The sequence below is a fragment of the uncultured Desulfovibrio sp. genome, from assembly GCF_944324505.1.
In the GTDB taxonomy this organism is placed as follows: domain Bacteria; phylum Desulfobacterota; class Desulfovibrionia; order Desulfovibrionales; family Desulfovibrionaceae; genus Desulfovibrio.
Window position 1 is genome coordinate 241,257 of sequence record NZ_CALUWO010000003.1, and the last position, 19,707, is coordinate 260,963.

24 protein-coding genes are annotated in these 19,707 nt (G+C 64.2%); 21 read left to right on the top strand and 3 right to left on the bottom strand.

The window, feature by feature from the left end:
- Positions 1-5: 5 nt before the first annotated feature.
- A complete protein-coding gene (locus Q0J57_RS05365; protein ID WP_297217920.1) occupies positions 6-932 on the bottom strand; it encodes a M15 family metallopeptidase in 927 nt (308 codons plus the stop codon).
- A 62-nt stretch (positions 933-994) separates the two neighbouring features.
- Between Q0J57_RS05365 and Q0J57_RS05370 the strand changes: the two genes are divergently transcribed.
- The gene (locus tag Q0J57_RS05370; protein ID WP_297217923.1) at positions 995-2,338 is read left to right on the top strand and encodes a MiaB/RimO family radical SAM methylthiotransferase; all 1,344 of its coding nucleotides are present in this window, start codon (positions 995-997) and stop codon (positions 2,336-2,338) included.
- Between the two features lie 214 nt (positions 2,339-2,552).
- On the opposite strand, the gene Q0J57_RS05375 is transcribed toward Q0J57_RS05370, so the two are convergent.
- Entirely contained in the window at positions 2,553-3,137 is a 585-nt protein-coding gene (locus Q0J57_RS05375) for a DJ-1/PfpI family protein (RefSeq protein WP_297217926.1), read from the bottom strand.
- Between the two features lie 157 nt (positions 3,138-3,294).
- Here Q0J57_RS05375 and Q0J57_RS05380 point away from each other — a divergent pair, with 157 nt between their 5' ends.
- The 6 genes from Q0J57_RS05380 (at position 3,295) to recJ (ending at position 7,909) form a co-directional block, all read left to right on the top strand.
- Positions 3,295-3,561 (top strand): zinc ribbon domain-containing protein, encoded by a 267-nt coding sequence (locus Q0J57_RS05380; protein ID WP_297217928.1) that lies wholly within the window; start codon positions 3,295-3,297, stop codon positions 3,559-3,561.
- Positions 3,562-3,669: 108 nt separating this feature from the next.
- Positions 3,670-4,551 carry a YicC/YloC family endoribonuclease gene (locus Q0J57_RS05385; RefSeq protein WP_297217931.1) on the top strand — a complete coding sequence of 294 codons (882 nt, stop codon included), beginning with the start codon at positions 3,670-3,672 and terminating at the stop codon, positions 4,549-4,551.
- 3 nt (positions 4,552-4,554) lie between these two features.
- Entirely contained in the window at positions 4,555-4,809 is a 255-nt protein-coding gene (locus Q0J57_RS05390) for a DUF370 domain-containing protein (RefSeq protein WP_297217934.1), read from the top strand.
- Positions 4,809-5,426 carry a guanylate kinase gene (gene gmk, locus Q0J57_RS05395; RefSeq protein WP_297217938.1) on the top strand — a complete coding sequence of 206 codons (618 nt, stop codon included), beginning with the start codon at positions 4,809-4,811 and terminating at the stop codon, positions 5,424-5,426. Before Q0J57_RS05390 ends, gmk begins: the two co-directional genes overlap by 1 nt.
- A 41-nt stretch (positions 5,427-5,467) precedes the next feature.
- Positions 5,468-6,148: an orotidine-5'-phosphate decarboxylase gene (pyrF, locus tag Q0J57_RS05400; protein ID WP_297217940.1), complete on the top strand. Its 681-nt coding sequence runs from the start codon at positions 5,468-5,470 to the stop codon at positions 6,146-6,148.
- 36 nt (positions 6,149-6,184) lie between these two features.
- Positions 6,185-7,909, top strand: a complete 1,725-nt coding sequence (recJ, locus tag Q0J57_RS05405) for a single-stranded-DNA-specific exonuclease RecJ (protein ID WP_297217943.1) — start codon at positions 6,185-6,187, stop codon at positions 7,907-7,909.
- 54 nt (positions 7,910-7,963) lie between these two features.
- On the opposite strand, the gene Q0J57_RS05410 is transcribed toward recJ, so the two are convergent.
- Positions 7,964-8,635 (bottom strand): tetratricopeptide repeat protein, encoded by a 672-nt coding sequence (locus tag Q0J57_RS05410; protein WP_297217946.1) that lies wholly within the window; start codon positions 8,633-8,635, stop codon positions 7,964-7,966.
- 150 nt (positions 8,636-8,785) lie between these two features.
- Here Q0J57_RS05410 and Q0J57_RS05415 point away from each other — a divergent pair, with 150 nt between their 5' ends.
- The 14 genes from Q0J57_RS05415 to ribD all read left to right on the top strand — a co-directional run bounded on the left by Q0J57_RS05415 (position 8,786) and on the right by ribD (position 19,706).
- Complete coding sequence (locus Q0J57_RS05415; RefSeq protein WP_297217950.1) at positions 8,786-9,610, top strand: hypothetical protein; 825 nt, start codon at positions 8,786-8,788, stop codon at positions 9,608-9,610.
- Entirely contained in the window at positions 9,597-10,076 is a 480-nt protein-coding gene (locus Q0J57_RS05420) for a hypothetical protein (protein WP_297217953.1), read from the top strand. The genes Q0J57_RS05415 and Q0J57_RS05420 overlap by 14 nt, the downstream gene beginning before the upstream one ends.
- Positions 10,076-10,342 (top strand): GIY-YIG nuclease family protein, encoded by a 267-nt coding sequence (locus Q0J57_RS05425; protein WP_297217956.1) that lies wholly within the window; start codon positions 10,076-10,078, stop codon positions 10,340-10,342. Before Q0J57_RS05420 ends, Q0J57_RS05425 begins: the two co-directional genes overlap by 1 nt.
- Positions 10,339-10,965, top strand: a complete 627-nt coding sequence (locus Q0J57_RS05430; RefSeq protein ID WP_297217958.1) for a LysE family translocator — start codon at positions 10,339-10,341, stop codon at positions 10,963-10,965. The genes Q0J57_RS05425 and Q0J57_RS05430 overlap by 4 nt, the downstream gene beginning before the upstream one ends.
- Before the next feature lie 65 nt (positions 10,966-11,030).
- Positions 11,031-11,585 carry a DUF177 domain-containing protein gene (locus tag Q0J57_RS05435; RefSeq protein ID WP_297217961.1) on the top strand — a complete coding sequence of 185 codons (555 nt, stop codon included), beginning with the start codon at positions 11,031-11,033 and terminating at the stop codon, positions 11,583-11,585.
- Positions 11,586-11,666: 81 nt separating this feature from the next.
- On the top strand, positions 11,667-11,849 hold the full coding sequence (gene rpmF / locus Q0J57_RS05440) for a 50S ribosomal protein L32 (protein ID WP_297217964.1): 183 nt from the start codon (positions 11,667-11,669) through the stop codon (positions 11,847-11,849).
- Entirely contained in the window at positions 11,849-12,883 is a 1,035-nt protein-coding gene (gene plsX / locus Q0J57_RS05445; protein WP_297217968.1) for a phosphate acyltransferase PlsX, read from the top strand. The genes rpmF and plsX overlap by 1 nt, the downstream gene beginning before the upstream one ends.
- A gap of 24 nt (positions 12,884-12,907) precedes the next feature.
- Positions 12,908-13,894: a beta-ketoacyl-ACP synthase III gene (locus Q0J57_RS05450; protein ID WP_297217971.1), complete on the top strand. Its 987-nt coding sequence runs from the start codon at positions 12,908-12,910 to the stop codon at positions 13,892-13,894.
- Between the two features lie 73 nt (positions 13,895-13,967).
- Entirely contained in the window at positions 13,968-14,720 is a 753-nt protein-coding gene (fabG, locus tag Q0J57_RS05455; RefSeq protein ID WP_297217974.1) for a 3-oxoacyl-[acyl-carrier-protein] reductase, read from the top strand.
- 59 nt (positions 14,721-14,779) lie between these two features.
- On the top strand, positions 14,780-15,019 hold the full coding sequence (gene acpP, locus Q0J57_RS05460; protein ID WP_297217977.1) for an acyl carrier protein: 240 nt from the start codon (positions 14,780-14,782) through the stop codon (positions 15,017-15,019).
- Between the two features lie 98 nt (positions 15,020-15,117).
- A complete protein-coding gene (gene fabF, locus Q0J57_RS05465; RefSeq protein WP_297217980.1) occupies positions 15,118-16,365 on the top strand; it encodes a beta-ketoacyl-ACP synthase II in 1,248 nt (415 codons plus the stop codon).
- 243 nt (positions 16,366-16,608) lie between these two features.
- A complete protein-coding gene (gene glyA / locus Q0J57_RS05470) occupies positions 16,609-17,847 on the top strand; it encodes a serine hydroxymethyltransferase (RefSeq protein ID WP_297217983.1) in 1,239 nt (412 codons plus the stop codon).
- Between the two features lie 241 nt (positions 17,848-18,088).
- Complete coding sequence (locus Q0J57_RS05475) at positions 18,089-18,571, top strand: cytidine/deoxycytidylate deaminase family protein (protein ID WP_297217986.1); 483 nt, start codon at positions 18,089-18,091, stop codon at positions 18,569-18,571.
- Positions 18,564-19,706 (top strand): bifunctional diaminohydroxyphosphoribosylaminopyrimidine deaminase/5-amino-6-(5-phosphoribosylamino)uracil reductase RibD, encoded by a 1,143-nt coding sequence (gene ribD / locus Q0J57_RS05480; protein WP_297217988.1) that lies wholly within the window; start codon positions 18,564-18,566, stop codon positions 19,704-19,706. Before Q0J57_RS05475 ends, ribD begins: the two co-directional genes overlap by 8 nt.
- The last annotated feature ends 1 nt before the right edge of the window (position 19,707 follow it).

Consider the following 19,707-nt stretch of genomic DNA (forward strand, 5'->3'; position numbering starts at 1 on the left):
CGGTGTCAGGGGCGTGGGCTGGGGGCTGGGCCGGAAGCCGGGGTGGCCCCTGCTTCCTGCTGACGGCGGAGCAGCAGACGGGATTTGCACAGCAGTTCAGGGCGGTATTCAAAGTGCATGATGTCGTATTCATGCCATTTTCCGCCCCAGATGAAGCCCTCGGCCTCAAAGGCTGTCACGATTTCCGTGGGATAGCTGGCCTGGAGCGGATGCGGACGCAGGGCTGACCAGCGCCAGTAGGGAGCCAGGCGGGGGCTGAGGTCCAGGGCAATGCCGAAGGCATGCGGGCTGAGGCGCTGTTCCCCGGCAATGGCACGCCACACAAAGCCGCCGCTCTGCTTCAGATAGCGCCGCAGCGCCGGGCGGGCGGCCACCAGGGGGGCAAGGCGCGCCTCCACGCGTTGCAGGGCGCGGGCGGCACTTTCTTCCAGCAGCAGCGTCTGGCGGAAAAAGCTCACCCGGCGGACACGGGATGCCGTTTCCCGGGCCGTGCTGCCGTACAGGGCCTGGAGCAGCGCATAGGAGCGCCGGCGTCCCGGCGATTGCCCCGCCGGCGTGGGCGGACGTTCAGGATCGGGCACATAGAGCTGGCGCATGCTGGAGCGCACATCCACATCCCATTCCGGGCCGTGGGGATGCCGCGGCGGGGGAGCCGGCTGTCCGGCGGCATAGAGCACGCGCTGCCCGTCGGCAAGGTGCAGCCAGAGACGGCCCTGGCCGTCTGCTTCCATGCGCCGCAACCGGGGATAGGCCGCCTGCAGGCAGTGCCAGTCCAGCGCAGCCTCTTCCTGAAATGCCGGGGAGTCGTGCCGCAGGCTGCCCGTGGTGACGGCAACAGCCCCGTCCAGAGGGGGGGCCTGCCCTGCGGCCGGCGCCGGCAGGACGGCAAGCACAAGCGCGGTCAGCCCCGCACAGACAATGTGACGCAACATCTGCTGACCATATCCTGCCCCGTCAGCTTGTCAAGTCGTCCGCCTTTGCATACAAGGCGTCCATGAAGAGCTGGAAGTTTCATGTGCTGACCTTCGGCTGCAAGGTCAATCAGTATGAGAGTCAGTCCCTGCGCGAAGCCTGGCAAACGCAGGGCGGTCAGGAATGTGACGATCCCGCGGCAGCGGATGTGATCTGCATCAACAGCTGCGCCATCACGGCGCATGGCGAGCGTGACGCACGCGCAGCCATTCTGCGTCTGCGGCGCGAGGCGCCCCAGGCACGTATTGTGCTGACAGGATGCGCGGCCCACCTGGTGGAGCATTTTGCGCCGGCCCCCCATGCCGCCAGGCAGGGGCAGCTGCCGCAGGCGGACGCCGTGGTGGGGCAGGAAAACAAGGCTGCCCTGCTGGATGGCCGCCTGGTGCGCGGCCTGACGGCGTCCCCGCCCGACACTCCCGCCGCTGCCGGCTATCCGCCCTTCCGTATTGGGGGTTTCCGGCGGGCACGCCCGGTGCTCAAGATACAGGATGGCTGCGAGCACCGCTGCACCTACTGCATCGTGCCGCTCACGCGGGGTCGCTGCCACAGCCGGGCGCCGCAGGACATTCTGGACGAGGCCCGGCGCCTTTTCCGTGCCGGCTATGCGGAGCTCATGCTGTCGGGCATCAATCTGCGCCAGTACGGGCGGGACTGCCCGGACTACGGGGACTTCTGGCAGCTGCTGGCCTGGCTGGATGCGGCCCTGGCGCCGGAATTTGCGGGCCGGGCGCGCCTGCGCATCAGTTCGCTGGAGCCGGGACAGCTGGACAGCCGGGGAGTGGATACGCTCATGGCCTGTCGTCTGGTCTGCCCGCATCTGCACATTTCCCTGCAGCATGCCTCCTATGCGGTGCTGCGCCGCATGGGGCGCGGTCACTATCACGCGGAACGTCTGCAGGAGGCCGTGCGGGAGCTTTCCGCCCACTGGCCTGTCATGGGCCTGGGGGCAGACATCATCCTGGGCTTTCCCGGAGAAAGCGAGGCAGATGTGCGCTGCCTGCTGGACTTTGTGGCCGCAACGCCCTTCAGCTATGCCCATGTCTTTCCCTATTCGCGGCGTCCCGGCACAGCGGCAGACCGCTTTGCCGACCAGATAGCGCCGGATGTCCGGCAGGAGCGTGCCCGCCGGGTACGCGAGGCCGTAGCCGCACGCCAGCAGGTTTTTCGGCAGGCCCAGATGGCGCTGCCCCGCTTCCAGGTGGTGGCCGACAGTCCGCATGCCGACGGTACGCGGGCTTCGGGCAAGGGTGTCAATGACTTCTATGTGCCCTGCCTGCTGCCGCCGTCACTGGCCCGGAAAACGGGCCTGCTGACAGTGCGCCCCGTGGCGCTGGAACAGACAGGGCTGCGGGTGGAGGCTGTGTAGGCGCGCCGCATGACCAGCCCGCAGGGGCTGCACCAGAGACGGCTGCCATGGAAACAGAAACGGCCCCTTTCCCGCAGGGGAAGGGGCCGGAGAGTGAAGAGGTTTTTCCGAAAAGACAGCTCTGCCGGTCATCTGTGCCGGCATGTGCCCCGCCGGGAGGAGAGCCGGCAGGGCACGGCCGTTGTCTGCCGGCAGAAAGAGGCTTTTTTGCGCCTTAGATGCTGATCTGCGCGCCCAGCAGCCTCACAAAGGCCGCAATCCAGGCAGGATGCGCGGGCCAGGCCGGCGCGGTCACCAGGTGACCGGACACCACGGCATTGCTGGCGGTATCATTGCTTTCGGCCCAGGTGGCGCCGGCGTCCACCACATCGGGCTTGACGGCGGCATAGCAGGTGCAGGTCTTGCCCTTGAGCACCCCGGCGGAGACAAGAATCTGCGGCCCGTGGCAGATGGCGGCAATGGGTTTGCGCTCTGCATCAAAGGCGCGCACAATGTCCAGCACGCGGGCATTGAGGCGCAGATATTCGGGGGCACGGCCGCCGGGCACCACAAGGCCCACGTAATCGTCCGTGTTCACCTTGTCAAAATCGTAGTTGATGCCGAAGTTGTGGCCACGTTTTTCGGAATAGGTCTGATCGCCCTCAAAATCATGGATGGCTGTCTTTACCATGTCGCCGGCTTTCTTGCCGGGGCATACGGTATGCACGTCATAGCCGAGCATCAGCAGCATCTGATAGGGAACCATGGCTTCGTAGTCTTCCACAAAGTCGCCGACCAGCATCAGAATTTTCTTACTCATGGGGTTTCTCCCGGGATATTCCCGTTGACAGTTTGCCGCATGGCGGCCCATCGGGCACGGCGGCCTCTTGCCTTGCCTCTTTTGATGGGTATATAAGCACCCGTATTGCGACGACAAGGTCACGACCTGCAAAAAATTTTCCGGGAGGCACCTGATCATGCCCATGTTTGATTTTACCTGTCCCCAGTGCGGCGCCAAATTTGAGGAACTTGTCTTTGGTGACGAGGTTCCGCCCTGCCCTGTCTGCGGCCATGCCCAGACCGAGCGCATGATAAGCGCCCCCAGCCCGCTCAAGACCGGAGCCTTTCCTTTCAAGGTCGGTCCGGTGCATCCCCTGGCTTCCAAGATGGCCAAGGGGCTTTCCGGCTGCGGGGGCGCCTGCGGTACCGGCTCCTGCCCGTCGGCGCAGGGCGGCGGCCAGTAGCGGGTCTGGGCCGGCCGTTCTTGCAATCGGCAGGGGCATGCCCTATTTTTACAGAATGCCGCTTCCCTGTCGGGCAGCTGGCCTACCCTTCTGACGGAGAGCAAATCCATGGTATGCAGCATGACCGGCTTTGGCCGCTGTCTTGTGGAAAATGGCGGTATCACCCAGCAGTGGGAGATCAAGAGCGTCAACGGCCGTCACCTTGACCTGAAGTGGCGTCTGCCCTCCTGCGTGCGCAGTCTGGAGCCGCGCCTGGAAAAGGTGGTGCGCCGCCATGCTTCGCGCGGGCGCGTGGACATCAGCCTGCAACTGCAATTCGCGCCGGACATGTCGCCCGCCCTGCATTTTGACGCGGTGGCGGCATCGGCCATGCTGGACAGTCTTTGCCAGCTGGCCCGGGATCGGGGCGAAGCCTGGACGCCGGACTATACGGCGCTGCTTTCCCTGTCGTTGCTGTGGGGCGAGGCCGGGGATGAAGTGGACGAAGAGCTGGTGCTCCAGCTGGAGGACGGGCTGACGCTGGCCCTGCAGGACTGGAACGAGGCCCGGAGCAAGGAGGGCCGCGCCCTGGTGACGGACATGCGCGCCCGCGTGCTGCGCATGGAGGAGTGGACGGAACTTATTGCCGGGCGGGCGCCGGAAATCAAGCAGGAACGGGCCGATACCCTGCGTGAGCGCATTTCGGAGGCCCTGGCCACGCTGGGAACCGAGCTGGAGGAAGGCCGCTTTTTGCAGGAAATTACCCTGCTGGCCGACCGGCTGGACGTCAGCGAGGAGCTGACCCGCCTGCAAACGCACCTGGAGCGCCTGCGCGAGCTGCTGGAAAGCGGCACGGATGCCGGACGCCGCCTGGACTTCACCCTTCAGGAATGCTTTCGCGAAATCAATACCTGCGGCAACAAGCTGCCAGATGTGCAGCTTTCCCGTCTGGTGGTGGATTTCAAGAACGAGCTGGAAAAGTGCCGCGAGCAGGTGCAGAATCTGGAATAGCGCATGGCAGGCGACAAGCTCATCAACATCGGTTTCGGCAATTACGTGCTGGCCGCCCGTGTCATCGGCATTGTCAGCCCGGCCTCGGCGCCCATGCGACGCCTGCGGGAGGATGCCCGGGCCGAGGGGCGCCTGGTGGATGCCACGCAGGGGCGCAAGACGCGTTCCATCATCGTGACCGACTCCAATCACGTCATCCTTTCCGCCATCCAGCCCGAAACCATCAGCCAGCGCTTTGCGCAGGAGGAAGACGACTAATGGCACGACACGGCATGCCCCTGGTCATCAGTGCACCGTCTGGAGCGGGCAAAACCACGCTCATCAGGCGCCTGCGCGAGGAATTTCCGCACTTTGCCTACTCGGTTTCCTGCACCACCCGTGCGCCGCGTGACGGCGAGGTGGACGGACAGGACTATCACTTTCTGTCGCGGGAGCGTTTCGAGACGCTGCGCGGGCAGGGCTATTTTGCCGAATGGGCGGAGGTGCACGGCAATCTTTACGGCACCCCCCTGGGGCCTCTGCGCGAGATGCTGCGCCAGGGGCGGGATGTGCTGTTTGACATTGACGTACAGGGCGCGCGCCAGCTGAAGGCCAGCCTGGCGGAAGCCACCTTTGTTTTTGTGCTGCCTCCTGACATGAAAGAACTGGAACGGCGCCTGCGCCTGCGTGGTCAGGACACGGAAGAAACCATTGCCCGCCGGCTGCACAATGCCTGCCAGGAATTGCGCGAGGCCCCGTGGTACGATTTTCTTGTGGTCAATGATGACCTGGACGCCGCCTATGCCCGGCTGCGGGCGGCCTATGTGGCCGGTACCCTGCGCCCTGTGTATCACCCCGATCTGGTGGCGGCACTGGCGCAGGGCAACCTGCTGTAAACTGCCCCGCCGGCAGTAGCGGAAAAGGAGAAGGACTGCCTATGGCCCAACTGGTTGTGGCTCTGGATTTCCCCACCCGGGAAGAGGCGCTGGCGCTGGCATCCCGTCTGCGCGGCCTGGTGCCGTGGTGCAAGGTTGGCATGGAGCTTTTCAGCCTGGCCGGTCCCCCGGTGCTGGCGGAGCTGCGCACCATGGGTTTCCGCGTTTTTCTGGACCTGAAGTTTTACGACATTCCGCATACGGTGGCGCAGGCTGTCAGGGCTGCGGCTGCCGGTGGCGCGGACATGCTGACCCTGCACACCCAGGGCGGCGAGCGCATGTGCCGCGAGGCCTGCGAGGCCGCCCGGAGTTGTGCCCGCCCTCCCCTGCTTTTTGGGGTGACGGTGCTTACCAGCTTCGGCCCCGGGCAGATGCCCGGCATTGCGCAGGAACCCGGCCAGTTTGCGCTGGAGCTGTCGGACATGGCGGCAGCCTGGGGGCTGGACGGGGTGGTCTGCTCCGGCCAGGAGGCCGCGTCCATCAAGGCACGCAACCCGCGCCTTGCCTGTCTTTGTCCCGGCATACGGCCGGCGTCGTCAGCAGCAGATGATCAGTGCCGCATCATGACACCTGCGGCTGCCGTGGCTGCCGGGGCGGATTATCTGGTGGTGGGGCGTCCCATCACCCGGGCCGCTGACCCTGTGGCGGCGGCGCAGGCCATCGTGCAGGAGATGGGCTCCTGATGCTGGCAAACGGCATGATGATGCGGTAGAGGCCCCATGAAAAACTGGCTGTTTCGCAAGGCCCCCCAGGGCAGTCCGCCCCGCGGCTGGGCCAGGGAACTTTCCATTTCGCCGCAGCTGCTGGAGCTGCTCTGGCGTCGCGGCTTTACCAGCCGGGAAGAGCTGGACGCCTTTCTGGATGCGCGCCTTCAGGCGCTGGTGCCTCCGCGCAACTGGCCCCAGATTCCCCATGTGGCCCGCCTGCTGGCGGATGCCCTGGTCCAGGGGCGCAAGCTGGCCGTCTGGGGCGATTACGATGTGGACGGCATCACCTCCAGTGCGCTGGTGCTGGATGTGATGGCTGCCCACGGCATGGAGGCCGTGAGTCATATTCCCGACCGTCTGGGCGAGGGCTACGGCCTCAATGTGCAGGGCATCGAGGCCCTGGCGGCGCAGGGCTGCGGCATTCTGCTCACCGTGGACTGCGGCATTTCCGATGTGGCGGCCATTCGCCGGGCACGGGAACTGGGCATGCTGGTCATCATTTCCGATCATCACCTGCCCCCGGCAGAGCTGCCCCCGGCGCATGCCATCTGCAATCCCCGTCTCATGGACGAAAGCAGCTGCCCGTGTCCGTATCTGGCGGGCGTGGGTGTGGCCTTTTTTCTCATGGCGGCGGTCAATGTCCTGCTGGAACCCCACACGGGCAAGCGATTCCGCATGGATGACGTGCTGGACCTGGTGGCCCTGGGCACGCTGGCCGATGTCATGCGCCTGAGCGGACAGAACCGCATTCTGGTGCGGGGCGGACTCAACCGGCTGGCCCGCACCACGCGGCCGGGCATGGTGGCCCTGAAGGTCATCAGCAAGTTTGATGCCGCCGCGCGACTCACCGCCGGGCAGGTGGTCTTCCGGCTGGCCCCGCGCATCAATGCTGCCGGGCGCATGGGGCATGCCCGCCTGGCACTGGACCTGCTGCGCGCCGCGGATCATGTGCAGGCGGCCCGCCTGGCACAGCAGCTGGATGCCCTCAACAGCGAACGGCAGGCCCTGGAAGAACAGATGGTCACCGAGGCGCGCGCCCAGGCCCGGGCGCTGCTGGCCACGGGACCCCGCCCCGGCCTGGTGCTGTACGGGCAGGCCTGGCATCCGGGCATTGTGGGCATTGTGGCCTCCAAGATTGTGGAGGAATTTTACCGGCCCACCATCATTCTTTGTCAGGATCAGGATGCCGTAAAGGGGTCCGGGCGCTCCGTGCGCGAATTTGACCTCTATGCCGGGCTGGGCCGGGCTTCGGGGCATCTGCTGCGCTTTGGCGGGCACCGGCAGGCGGCCGGGGTGCGTCTGCGCCTGGAGGACCTGGAAGCCTTTCGCGCCGATTTCGAGCGGGCCGTGGCCGAGGACATCGGGTCCACGCCTCTCACGCCCACCCTGCTGCTGGAAAGCGAGCTGGACTTTGCCACAGCCAGTGACCAGTGTTTTCTCAAGGAGCTGGAGCTGATGCAGCCCTTTGGCCCCGGCAATGCGGAGCCGGTATTCGCCTCGCCGGAGCTGCTTATCCGTGATTGCCTGCCGCTGGGCAGAGGCCGCGAGCATGTGCGCCTCAAGGTGCAGGACACCACGTCGGGCATTACGCTCACGGCCAAGGCCTGGCGCATGGGCGATCAGTTCACGCCCGACATGGTGGGCAGCCGCATCCGGCTGGCCTATACTCCGCATATTGATACCTACAACGGCATTGCCTCCGTGGATGTGGGCATCAAGGACTGGAAGGCCGTCTGATGCCGCCAGGGCCGCAGGCCCGCCTGCCGCCCTGACGGAAGCCGCTCTGCCCGGCTATTCTTCCATGGAATATTCCTTGACCTTGTTGAAGACGTGGCTGTCCGGGTCCAGGCCGGCCGCCCGGGCACGATCATACCATTGCTGGGATTGTCCGGCATCCTCCGCCGTCCCCACCCCGTAGGCATAGCAGGCCCCCACAAAGAGCATGGCCTGGCCGTAGCCGCCCTGCGCAGCCTTGAGCGCCAGGTCAAAGGCCTTTTTCTGGTCACGTTCCACAAACTGCCCCTTGGAATAGTACTGCGACAGGGCGTAGCAGGCCTCCGGCGAACCGGCGTCGGCAGCGCGCTGCATCCAGGCCACGGCCTTGTCGCCATCTTTGGGCAGGCCCACGCCGTTCTGGTAGGCATAGGCCACCAGCTGCTGAGCTTCGGCAAGATTCTGTTCCGCGGCCAGCAGATACCACTGGGCGGCGGTTTCCATATTCTGCTCCACGCCCAGGCCGCTTTCATAGCAGCGCCCCAGAATGACCTGCGCCTGAGGGTTGCCATTGCTGGCCAGGGGCTGCACCAGGCGCAGGGTTTCCTTGTAGTGGCCGATATTGAAGGCCGTCCAGGCTTTCTGCAGGGTGGCATCCGCATCAGCCGCAACAACGGTGGCAGGCAGGGGCAGCGACAGGCAGCAGGCCAGAGCCACAGCGGCAAGACGGCGGTTGAAGAGAGTTTTCATGCAAGGCTCCTTTGGCGGAAATATCCGTCAGCACCATAATAGTCACGGACGGGCAGGACACAAGGCATGCCGCGCTCTGACAAACATTTTTTCCCTGGCCGTCAGGCGACCCCCTCTTGACGCCGTGGCGCCCGCAGGGCAGAAAAAGACATGGTTCCCATCATCTTTTTGCGCGGCGCCGGCGAAATGGCCAGCGGCATTGCCCTGGCATTGTGGCGGCAGGGTTTTTCCCGCCTGGTCCTTCAGGAGTGTGCCCGCCCTACGGCCATACGGCGAGCCGTGTGCTTTTCCGAAGCCGTGTACGAGGGAACGGTCCGGGTGCACGGCCTGCTGGCCAGGCACGTGGCCTCGCCTTCCCTGTGTGCTGCCTGCTGGCAACAGGGGGAAATTGCCCTGCTCACCGGCAGCGAGGATGCCGCCCTGACAGCCCTGCGGCCGCAGGTCTTCATCGAGGCGACCCTGCGCAAACGGGGAGCACCCCTGGAAAAAAGCTGGGCAGCATTCGTTCTGGCCCTGGGGCCGGGCTTTCTGGCCGGCGAACAGGCCCATGCCGTCATGGAAACTCATCCCGACCGCTGTGGCGAGGTGCTGTGGCAGGGACAGGCCCTTGCTCCCACGGGAGAACTGCGCCGTCAGGGGCAGGTGCTGCCGCGTGTGGTGCATGCGCCACAATCGGGAATATTTCATACGTCGCTGCGTCTGGGAGATGCCGTGGCGGCCGGGCAGGTGCTGGGCTTTCTGGACGGGGACAACGGTTCCCGCTGTGCCGTGGCGGCCGGCATGGCAGGCCGTTTGCGCGGTCTGCTGCGTGACGGCAGCCCTGTGCGCGAGCACGGGCGGGTGGCCGATATTGAAAACCGCCCCCACATTGGTCCGCAGAGTCTCTCCGCGCGGGCGGGCTGTCTGGGCGACAGCGTCTGCCGGCTGGTGACCCGGTGGTGGCAGCAACAAGGAGCAGCATATGAATCCTCCTGAGAAACGCCCTTCTTCCCATGAGGCAGGCGACCAGGAAGTTTTTGACGCGGAAGTGGTGCATGGACCGGGGGCGGACAACGCACGCTCCCGGCAGGACGATGCCAGCCGGCAGGAGTGGGAACGCCTGCGCGGCTGTGCCCGCGGACCGAACGGCGCCAGGGGCGCCGGCATGGGTGGGGGCGGCAGAGGCTATATTCATTTCCGGCAGATGACCTTTGGCGGCATGCCGCAGGACGGCTGCCTGTCGCCGGCCATCACGCTGGGGATTTTTCTGGGCTGCTGCTTCCAGCTGGGGCTGCTGGCGGGCATAGGCTTTGCGGTCTTTTACGGCATTGGTGCCGTTCTGGGCACCATGCGGCAGGTTCGTCTGGCCATGCAGGGCCAGGTGCCCAGTCCCTGGCTTTGGCGCATAGGCAACTGGATCATCAGCCTGGTGCTGGTATCCTGGCTGGTCAGGGGCGCCTAGTGCGCTGGTTTGTCTACCTGGTACGTTGCGCTGACGACAGCCTGTACTGCGGCATCACCACGGATGTGGCACGCCGCCTGGCGCAGCACAACGGCGGCCTTGCCGGCGGGGCGCGCTATACCCGCAGCCGCCGGCCGGTACGGCTGGAAGGCGTCCGCTGCTGCGAGGACAGAAGCGCGGCCCTGCGTCTGGAAGCCCGCATCAAGCGGGCGCAGCGGGCACAGAAGCCCGGACTGCTCGCAGAAGAAGGAGAAATGGCGTCATGATCAGTCTGGGGATTACCCTGACCTTCTTTGTGGTGTCCCTGGGGCTGGCCATTGCGCCCGGCCCCGATATCATCTTTGTCCTGACGCAGTCCGTGCTGTACGGCTTTCGTGCCGGCCTGGCCACCACGCTGGGGCTGGTGTCCGGGCTGCTGGTGCATACCACGCTGGTGGCCGTGGGCGTGGCGGCCATTATCCAGGCATCACCCGTGGCCTTTCTGCTGCTCAAGCTGGCAGGGGCGGGCTATCTGCTGTACCTGGCCCGGCTTTCCCTGCGCGCCGGCGCACTGCTTGCCCAGGGCGGTCAGCAGGAATTTCTTGGCTACGGCGCCCTGTTCCGGCGCGGCATTGTCATGAATGTGAGCAATCCCAAGGTCTCGCTGTTCTTTCTGGCCTTTCTGCCGCAGTTCTGCCGCCCGGAACAGGGCAGCGTGGCCTTGCAGGTGGCCCAGCTGGGGGTTCTGTTCATGCTGGCTGCGCTGCTGGTCTTCGGGGCTGTATCCCTGCTTGGCGGGCGTCTGGCCAGCTGGTTCAACCGCAGCCCGCATATCCAGGTGCTCATTCACCGTCTGGCAGCCTGTGTTTTTGTGGGGCTGGCGGCGTCACTGCTGTTTTCGTCGCTGTAGGGCCGCTGCCCGCTTCTTGACAGGCCGCTGGCCGGTGCGTAAAAAACGCCACAGCGAGGAATGCCATGCCGAATCATCGACTTCCCCTGAACAATCTGCCGGCCGAAGGCCGGGAGCTTGTGCTGGATGATGCCGCCATCTGGGCGGAAAATCTGGGGCAGTTCCACATGGACTGTCGTGTGCGGACGCCGCTTTCCGTGCGGCTGCACATCATGCCCCTTGAAGAAGGCTATCTGGTGCGCGGGCATCTGAGCGGCAGCGTGACCCTGCCCTGCAATCGCTGCGCCGAGGACGTGACGGTGGAGCTGGATGCGCCGTTTGAGGAATTTGAAGACGTGCCCGATCCCGCGGACGGGCAGGACACGGCGCCCGGAGACAGCCATATTGTGCTGGACAAGGGGGTTCCCCTGCTGGATATGGCAGCGCTCTGCTGGGAGGAATTTGTGCTCGCCCTGCCCATGAATCCCCTGTGCAGCCCGGATTGCCGTGGCCTCTGCCCCCAGTGCGGTGCCAATCGCAACAGAGAGCAGTGCACCTGCGAGCAGGAGGGCGGTGACCCCCGCCTTGCCGTGCTGCGCGGATTGACTGTCAAGAAGGGCTGGACAAATACGGAAAAATAGACTAGCGTTTCAGCCCTTGAGCGGCCAAGACCGTTCAGATCGAGAAAACAATTTCCGTTTCCACGGAGAAGGAGAAACATCATGGCTGTTCAGCAGAACAAAAAGTCCCGCTCTCGCAAGGGAATGCGTCGCTCTCACGACCGTGTGGCCGTGCCCGCCGTCATTTACTGCTCCTGCGGCGAGCCGACCGTGCCGCACAGCGTGTGCCCCAATTGCGGTACCTACAAGGGCCGTCAGGTGGTCAGCAAGAACGACGCCGAGTAATGGACACGCGCCCCATTATTGCCGTGGATGCCATGGGAGGGGATTTCGGCCCCTCCGTGGTTGTGCCGGGCGCCGTGGAGGCTGCCCGGCGCCACGATCTGCACGTGCTGCTCGTTGGTGATACGCCCAAGATCGAGGCGGAGCTGGACAAGCTTGATCTGAGCAATGTGCAGTTCGACATTGTCCACGCCGAAGATGTGGTGCATATGAACGAGCGCCCGTCCGACATCCTGCGGCGCAAGAAGAATGCCTCCATCCAGGTGGCCTGTCGCCTCGTCAAGGAGGGAGCGGCCCAGAGCGTTGTCAGCGCGGGACATTCCGGGGCCACTGTGGCCTGCGGCATGTTCATCATGGGACGCCTTCCCGGGGTGGAGCGCCCTGCCCTGGCTGCCCTGCTGCCCACGGAAAAGAATCCCGTGGTGGTGCTGGATGCGGGCGCCAATGTGGACTGCCGCCCCTACCATCTTTTTCAGTTCGGCCTCATGGGCGATGCCTTTGCCCGGGACCTGCTGGGCTATGCCTCCCCGCGTGTCAGCCTCATCAGCATCGGCGAGGAGGAAGGCAAGGGCAACAGTCAGGTGAAGGAAGCCTACGAGCTGCTCAAGCTGGCCCAGAACCTCAACTTCATTGGCAATGCCGAAGGCCGCGACATCTTCACCGGTGATGTGGATGTGGTGGTCTGCGACGGTTTTGTGGGCAATGTCATCGTGAAGATGAGCGAAGGCCTGGCCAGCTCCCTCATTCGCATGCTCAAGCGGGTGTTCACCTCCGGTCTGCTGCCCGCCATGGGCGGTCTGCTGGCCCGCAATGCCTTCCGCAGGTTTGCCACCACCATCGACTATGCCGAGTATGGCGGCGCCCCGCTGCTGGGCCTGCAGGGGCTGGCCATCGTCTGTCATGGCCGTTCCAATGCCAAGGCCATGATGAATGCCATCAAGATGAGCGGTACCTTTGTGCGCAAGGGCACCAATGACCGGCTTGCCGAAATCATTCTTGCCAATGACGAGCTTACCCGCTTCTCGCGGGCCATTTAATCCCCTTTCACGAGAATTTTCATTATGAATGCACGCTGCAACCTCCTGTCGCTCAGCAGTCACGTGCCGTCACAGGTGCTGACCAATGACGATCTTGCCAAAATCGTGGACACCAGTGACGAGTGGATCACCACCCGTACCGGCATAAAGGAGCGTCGCCGTGTCGCCCCGATGGAAAATGCCTCTGACCTGGGCTACAAGGCTGCGGTCAAGGCCCTGGCCGAATCCGGCCTGAGCGTGTGCGATCTGACCCATATCATCACGGCCACCGGCACGCCCGATACGCTCTGCCCCTCTGTTTCCTGCATCATTGCCGGCAAGCTGGAAGCCGGGCACGTCATGGCCTTTGACTTCAGCGCGGCCTGTTCCGGCTATCTGTACGGCCTGTCCATCTGCCGCAGCATTCTCTGCCAGAATCCCGAGGCCAAGATTCTCTTTATCTGTGCCGAAGCCCTTACCCGTCGCTCTGACTGGAGCGACAGAAGCACCTGCGTGCTTTTCGGCGACGGGGCCGGCGCCTGTGTGCTCAGTGCCGGCGAGGAAGCGCCCGTGGCCCAGTTGGAAGACTGCATCTGCAAGAGTGACGGCTCCCTCAGTCATCTCATCACGGTGGGGGGCGGCACCGCCTGCCAGTACAAGATGGGCGACCCTGTGGACAGCAACTTCTTCATCCATATGCAGGGACGGGAAGTCTACCGGCATGCCGTGCGTCAGATGGCAGCCATCTGCGAGGAAATTCTGGAAAAAAATGGTCTGACCATTGCGGATGTTGATCTGCTGGTGCCGCATCAGGCCAATCTGCGCATCATCGAAGCCGTAGGCAGCCGTCTGGATATTGCAACGGAAAAGGTCTTTACCAATGTGGCCCGCTACGGCAACACGTCCTCGGCCTCCGTACCGCTGGCCCTTGCCGAGGCCCGCGAGACAGGGCGCATTCAGCCCGGCATGCGTGTGCTCATGACGGCCTTTGGCGGCGGCTTGACCTTCGGGGCCACCCTGCTGCGCTTCTAGATTTGCGGGGAGCGTCTGTTTGCCATCAGACGCTCTTTTATGTACACTTGGAAAAATTTTTCGGGGTTTCATCATGAGCACACTTTCTTCCACGGCTCCCACGGCGCTGGTTACCGGCGGTTCTCGCGGCATTGGCCGCGCCATTGCCTGCACGCTTGCCAAAGACGGTTTTCAGGTGCTGCTGACCTATGTCAGCCGTCCTGAAGAGGCCCAGGCCACGGTGCAGGCCATTACGGCGGCCGGGGGCGTGGCGGAGGCTGCCCAGCTCAACGTGGGAGATGCGGAGGCCGTGAGCGCCTTTTTTGCCGAACAGGTCAAGGGCAAACTCAACCTGGCCGTCCTGGTGAACAATGCCGGCATCACCAAGGACGGCTTTCTGGTGCGCATGAAGGACGATGACTTTGACCGCGTGCTGACCATCAATCTGCGCGGCGCCTTTCTCTGTACCCGCGAGGCGGCCAAGATCATGACGAAAAACCGTTTCGGCCGCATCATCAATATTTCTTCCGTGGTAGGCCAGATGGGCAATGCCGGTCAGGTCAACTACGCTGCTGCCAAGGCCGGCCTGCTGGGGCTGACCAAATCCTGCGCCAAGGAACTGGCGGCGCGCAATATCACGGTCAATGCCGTGGCTCCCGGCTTCATCGAAACCGATATGACTGCCGCCCTTTCCGACGACGTGCGCCATGCCTACGAGGAGATCATCCCGCTCAAGCGCATGGGAACGGCACAGGAAGTGGCCGATGCCGTTGCCTTCTTTGCGTCGGACAGGGCTGCCTATGTTACCGGGCAGGTGCTGGGCGTCAACGGCGGCATGTATTGTTGATTCCTGGCCCCTGCGGCCATACCTGACCTATCAAACACTATCCTATCTGGAGGAAAACCATGTCTGATGTCGCTGAAAAAGTGAAAAAGATCATCGTCGACCAGCTCGGCGCCAATCCTGATGACGTGAAGCCCGAAGCGTCCTTTGTGGAAGACCTGGGCGCCGACTCTCTGGACCTCACCGAACTGATCATGGCCATGGAAGAAGAATTTGACATCGAAATCGCTGATGAAGATTCGCAGAAGATCCTGAAGGTTCAGGATGCCATCAGCTATATCGAAAGCAAGCAGGCCCAGTAGATTCTTTTCACGCGGGCAGTGGAATGTCTCTCGGGGATGTTCCGTTGCCCGCGTTGTCGCCATTCCCCTACATGCCCGGGCCTGAAGAAGGAGCACACATGAATCGTCCCCGCGTCGTCGTTACCGGTCTGTCCGGCATTACCCCGCTGGCCAATGATATCGAGACAACCTGGAAGCGCCTGCTGGCGGGTGAATCCGGTGTTGGCCCCATCACCCTGTTTGACTGTGCGGCCTATGATTCGCGTGTTGCTGGCGAAGTGAAGAACTTTGTTCCCGAAGACTATATTCCGCCCAAGCAGGCACGGCGCATGGATCGCTTCACGCAGTTTGCCGTGGCGGCGGCCAAGCAGCTGCTGGCCAATTCCGGCCTGGTCATTGACGAAAGCAATGCCAATGACGTGGGCGTGATTCTGGGGGTGGGCCTGGGCGGCCTGCGCACCATTGAAACCTATCATGCCAAGCTCCTGGAAGGCGGACCGGGCAAGGTCTCTCCCTTCCTCATTCCCATGCTCATTTCCAATATGGGGCCGGGGCAGATTGCCATTTTCACCGGTGCCAAGGGACCCAATATCGTGACCACCACGGCCTGTGCCTCGGCCATTCACGGGATTGGCACGGCCTTCAGCGAGATTCTGCTGGGCCGCGTGAAGACCGTCATCACCGGCGGGGTGGAAGCCACGGTGACGCCGCTGGGAGTTGCCGGCTTTACGGCGCTCAAGGCCCTGTCCACCCATTACAATGATCAGCCCGAGCGGGCCTCCCGTCCCTTTGACGGGAAGCGTGACGGCTTTGTCATCGGGGAAGGGGCCGGCCTGCTGCAACTGGAAGAACTCGAGCATGCCCGCCAGCGCGGTGCCCGCATTTATGCCGAAGTGGTGGGCTATGGCGCCTCTGATGACGCCTATCACATGACGGCTCCCAGCGAGTCCGGCGAAGGCATGGCCCGCGCCATGCAGAATGCCCTGCGCGATGCGGGCCTGGCGCCGGAAGCCATTACGCATATCAATGCGCATGCCACCTCCACCCAGCTCAATGACAAGACGGAAACCCGCGCCATCAAGCTGGTTTTCGGGCAGCATGCTCCCAAGATCAAGATTTCTGCCACCAAGTCCATGACCGGGCATCTGCTGGGTGCTGCCGGCGGTGTGGAAAGCGTCTTTACGGCACTGGCCCTGCACACGGGCTGGCTGCCCGGCACCATCAATCTGGAAAATCCCGATCCCGAATGTGATCTCGACTACATGGCCGACGGCTCCCGCCAGATTGCCTGTGAGTACGCCATGTGCAACTCCTTCGGCTTTGGCGGCACCAATGCCAGCCTGATCTTCAGGCGCTGGGACGACTAGACGGTGCCATGGCCCGGAACTGTTTCCGGGCCGACTGACGGTGCTCCCGCCCTCCCCTTTGGCGGAATCGGATGGCGCCGCAGCATGCCGGCGGAGGGCTTCGGTCACAGATTTTCATCTAGCGGAAGGACAGCCGCCCGGCGACGGGGGTCGCCGGGGCTGTCTCCGTCTTTTTTTTTTCTGCCCCGCTTCCCGCAGGCGGCCGGGGCGGACTCACGAGCAACCTGTCCGAGGAGACGACAGATGGACCACATTCTCTTGCAGGACCCGGAACTTGCCCACGCCATAGCCCTGGAGTCCGGCCGGCAGATGAGCAAGCTGGAGCTTATTGCTTCCGAAAACTTTGTTTCCGATGCCGTGCGCGAGGCGCAGGGCAGCGTGCTGACCCACAAGTATGCGGAAGGCTATCCGGGCAAGCGCTACTACGGCGGTTGCGAGTATGTGGACATGGCCGAGCGTCTGGCACAGGACCGTGCCAAGCAGCTGTTCGGCTGCGAATACGCCAATGTGCAGCCCCACTCCGGGTCTCAGGCCAATATGGCGGCCTATTTCTCCTGCCTGGAACCCGGCGCGACGGTGCTGGGCATGAATCTGTCCCATGGGGGGCATCTGACCCATGGCAGCCCGGTGAATTTCTCCGGCCGTCTGTTCAAGTTCGTGGCCTACGGCGTGCAGAAGGAAACGGGCCGCATCGATTATGACGAGGTGGCTGCCCTGGCCCGTCAGCATCGCCCGGCCGCCATCATGGCCGGCGCCAGCGCCTACCCCCGCCAGCTGGACTTTGCCCGCTTCCGCGCCATTGCCGACGAGGTGGGCGCCGTGCTGCTGGTGGATATGGCCCATATTGCCGGTCTCGTGGCTGCCGGCCTGCATCCCAGCCCCATCCCGTATGCCCACATCACCACGACCACGACCCACAAGACCCTGCGCGGCCCCCGCGGGGGCATGATCCTTTCCGACGAAAGCCGGGCCAAGGCCATCAACAGCCAGATATTCCCCGGCATTCAGGGCGGTCCGCTCATGCACGTCATTGCGGCCAAGGCCGTGGCCTTTGGCGAAGCCCTGCGCCCCCGCTTCAAGGTCTATCAGCAGCAGGTCATCACCAATACGGCCCTGCTGGCCCAGACGCTCATGGATGCGGGCTATGACCTGGTTTCCGGCGGCACGGACAATCACCTCATGCTGGTGGACCTGACCAACAAGGACATCACCGGCAAGGATGCGGAACATGCGCTGGACCTGGCCGGCATCACGGTCAACAAGAATACCGTGCCCTTTGAAACCCGCTCGCCCTTTGTGACGTCGGGTATCCGCATCGGCACGGCTGCCCTGACGACCCGCGGCATGAAGGAAGATGACATGCGCGTGGTGGGCGCCTTCATTGTGGAAGCCCTGGAAAAGCATGCTGATGAAGCGGCCCTGGCTGCCATCAGCAAACGCGTGGAAGAATTTGCCCGGGACTTCCCCCTGTTTGCCTGGTAATGTCTGAAACGGGGGCTGCTGCCTTGCGGGGCGGCAGCCCCCGTTTTGCCTGTCAGCCGTTCGCGGCCGGGAGGCCTGCCGGGAGCGCGGGCAGCCGTTGCACCGCTGGGAGGCCGGCCTTTTCCCGACACGGAGGGCAGGATACCGCGCGCGGTGCCGGCACAGGTTGCGGGCCTTTTTCCCTCTGGTCGCTTGGCTTTTGGTCCTCCTCTGTGTAACATGCCCTTCTGTGAGGATGGTCATGCCCAACAGACTTCCGTGGACCGACTATTTCATGAACATCACCTATATGGTGAGCGAGCGTTCAACCTGCTCCCGGCGCAAGGTGGGTGCCATTGCCGTCAAGGACAGGCGCATCCTTGCCACGGGCTACAATGGTGCGCCGGCCGGGGTTCCCCACTGCCTCGAGGTGGGCTGCCTGCGCCAGCAGCTGGGCATTCCCTCCGGGCAGCGGCACGAGATATGCCGCGGCCTGCATGCCGAGCAGAATGTCATCATTCAGGCGGCTGTGCATGGTGTGAGCATTGCCGGGGCCGACATCTATTGCACTACCCTGCCCTGCGTGCAATGTGCCAAGATGCTCATCAACTGCGGTGTCCGCCATATCTTCTACCATCAGCACTACCCGGACGAGCTGGCTCTGCGCATGTTTGACGAAGCTGGTGTGACGCTGGAGCAGCTGCACTTTGTTCCCATGCCGCTGACGGATGTGCCTCATGTCTGATCCCTCCCTTTTTATTCCTTTCATGCAGGCCGCGCTGGCGCTGGCCGAAAATGGCCGCTGGCTGGCCTGCCCCAACCCCACGGTGGGCGCTGTTCTGGTGCGGGACGGGCAGATTGTGGCCCGTGGCTGGCACCATGCGGCCGGTCAGCCCCATGCCGAGGTGGAATGCCTGCGCGATGCGGCGGCCAGGGGCATTGATCCCCGCGGCGCCACGCTGGTGGTGACCCTGGAGCCGTGCAATCACTATGGAAAGACGCCTCCCTGCACTGAGGCCGTGCTGGAGGCGGGCATTGCCCGTGTGGTCATCGGTCTGCGGGACCCCAATCCCGTGGCTGCCGGCGGGGCGGAACGCCTGCGCGCGGCGGGCGTGGAGGTGGTGGAGGGCGTATGCGCCCAGGAGTGCCGGGATCTCATTGCCGATTTTCTTGTCTGGCAGGAGGGAAAGCGTCCCTACGTGCTGCTGAAGCTGGCCAGTACCCTGGACGGACGCATTGCCACCCGCAACGGGCATTCCCGCTGGATCAGCTGTGCTGCTTCACGGAACAGCGTGCATGCCCTGCGGGCCGGCGTGGGGCGCTGCGGCGGCGCGGTCATGGTGGGCGGCGCCACCCTGCGCGCCGACAATCCCCGCCTGACGGCGCGGGTGGAACCGCCGCTTCCGCCGGAGCAGCAGCCCTGGGCCTGTGTCATCACATCCCGCCTGCCCGCCGTGAATGGCGACTGCTATCTGCTGCGGGAACGTGCGGACAGAACGGTCTTCATTTCCACACCGGCGGTGGCGGCATCGCGCCTGGCCCACGAGCTGCGGAGCGCCGGGGCGCGCGTCCTGCCTGTGCCGGCCCTGGTCAAGGGCAGCCTGGATATGACGGCCGTGCTTGCCCTGCTGCGCAGCGAGCTGGGCTGCCCCTATGTGCTGTGCGAGGGGGGCGGCAGACTGGCCCTTTCGCTGCTGGAGGCGGGCCTGGTGGACGAATTTCGCCTGCACCTGGCGCCGCGCATTCTGGGCGACAACAGCGCTGTGCCGCTTTTTGACGGGCGCAGCCCTCTACAGTTGGACGAGGCGCTGCACTTGCGCCTGGGGGACGTGCGCCGCCACGGGGAAGACCTGGAACTCATCCTGCGGCCACGGGGGTAGG

Excerpts from the sequence above, each read along its gene's own strand:
- Q0J57_RS05410 (WP_297217946.1), bottom strand. The coding sequence starts at position 8,635 with ATGAAAACTCTCTTCAACCGCCGTCTTGCCGCTGTGGCTCTGGCCTGC.
- Q0J57_RS05435 (WP_297217961.1), top strand. The coding sequence starts at position 11,031 with ATGCCGAATCATCGACTTCCCCTGAACAATCTGCCGGCCGAAGGCCGG.
- Q0J57_RS05385 (WP_297217931.1), top strand. The coding sequence starts at position 3,670 with ATGGTATGCAGCATGACCGGCTTTGGCCGCTGTCTTGTGGAAAATGGC.
- Q0J57_RS05380 (WP_297217928.1), top strand. The coding sequence starts at position 3,295 with ATGCCCATGTTTGATTTTACCTGTCCCCAGTGCGGCGCCAAATTTGAG.
- recJ (WP_297217943.1), top strand. The coding sequence starts at position 6,185 with ATGAAAAACTGGCTGTTTCGCAAGGCCCCCCAGGGCAGTCCGCCCCGC.
- gmk (WP_297217938.1), top strand. The coding sequence starts at position 4,809 with ATGGCACGACACGGCATGCCCCTGGTCATCAGTGCACCGTCTGGAGCG.
- Q0J57_RS05450 (WP_297217971.1), top strand. The coding sequence starts at position 12,908 with ATGAATGCACGCTGCAACCTCCTGTCGCTCAGCAGTCACGTGCCGTCA.
- ribD (WP_297217988.1), top strand. The coding sequence starts at position 18,564 with ATGTCTGATCCCTCCCTTTTTATTCCTTTCATGCAGGCCGCGCTGGCG.
- Q0J57_RS05370 (WP_297217923.1), top strand. The coding sequence starts at position 995 with ATGAAGAGCTGGAAGTTTCATGTGCTGACCTTCGGCTGCAAGGTCAAT.
- Q0J57_RS05430 (WP_297217958.1), top strand. The coding sequence starts at position 10,339 with ATGATCAGTCTGGGGATTACCCTGACCTTCTTTGTGGTGTCCCTGGGG.
- Q0J57_RS05390 (WP_297217934.1), top strand. The coding sequence starts at position 4,555 with ATGGCAGGCGACAAGCTCATCAACATCGGTTTCGGCAATTACGTGCTG.
- fabF (WP_297217980.1), top strand. The coding sequence starts at position 15,118 with ATGAATCGTCCCCGCGTCGTCGTTACCGGTCTGTCCGGCATTACCCCG.
- glyA (WP_297217983.1), top strand. The coding sequence starts at position 16,609 with ATGGACCACATTCTCTTGCAGGACCCGGAACTTGCCCACGCCATAGCC.
- Q0J57_RS05420 (WP_297217953.1), top strand. The coding sequence starts at position 9,597 with ATGAATCCTCCTGAGAAACGCCCTTCTTCCCATGAGGCAGGCGACCAG.
- acpP (WP_297217977.1), top strand. The coding sequence starts at position 14,780 with ATGTCTGATGTCGCTGAAAAAGTGAAAAAGATCATCGTCGACCAGCTC.
- Q0J57_RS05375 (WP_297217926.1), bottom strand. The coding sequence starts at position 3,137 with ATGAGTAAGAAAATTCTGATGCTGGTCGGCGACTTTGTGGAAGACTAC.
- pyrF (WP_297217940.1), top strand. The coding sequence starts at position 5,468 with ATGGCCCAACTGGTTGTGGCTCTGGATTTCCCCACCCGGGAAGAGGCG.
- rpmF (WP_297217964.1), top strand. The coding sequence starts at position 11,667 with ATGGCTGTTCAGCAGAACAAAAAGTCCCGCTCTCGCAAGGGAATGCGT.
- Q0J57_RS05415 (WP_297217950.1), top strand. The coding sequence starts at position 8,786 with ATGGTTCCCATCATCTTTTTGCGCGGCGCCGGCGAAATGGCCAGCGGC.
- plsX (WP_297217968.1), top strand. The coding sequence starts at position 11,849 with ATGGACACGCGCCCCATTATTGCCGTGGATGCCATGGGAGGGGATTTC.
- Q0J57_RS05475 (WP_297217986.1), top strand. The coding sequence starts at position 18,089 with ATGCCCAACAGACTTCCGTGGACCGACTATTTCATGAACATCACCTAT.
- Q0J57_RS05365 (WP_297217920.1), bottom strand. The coding sequence starts at position 932 with ATGTTGCGTCACATTGTCTGTGCGGGGCTGACCGCGCTTGTGCTTGCC.
- fabG (WP_297217974.1), top strand. The coding sequence starts at position 13,968 with ATGAGCACACTTTCTTCCACGGCTCCCACGGCGCTGGTTACCGGCGGT.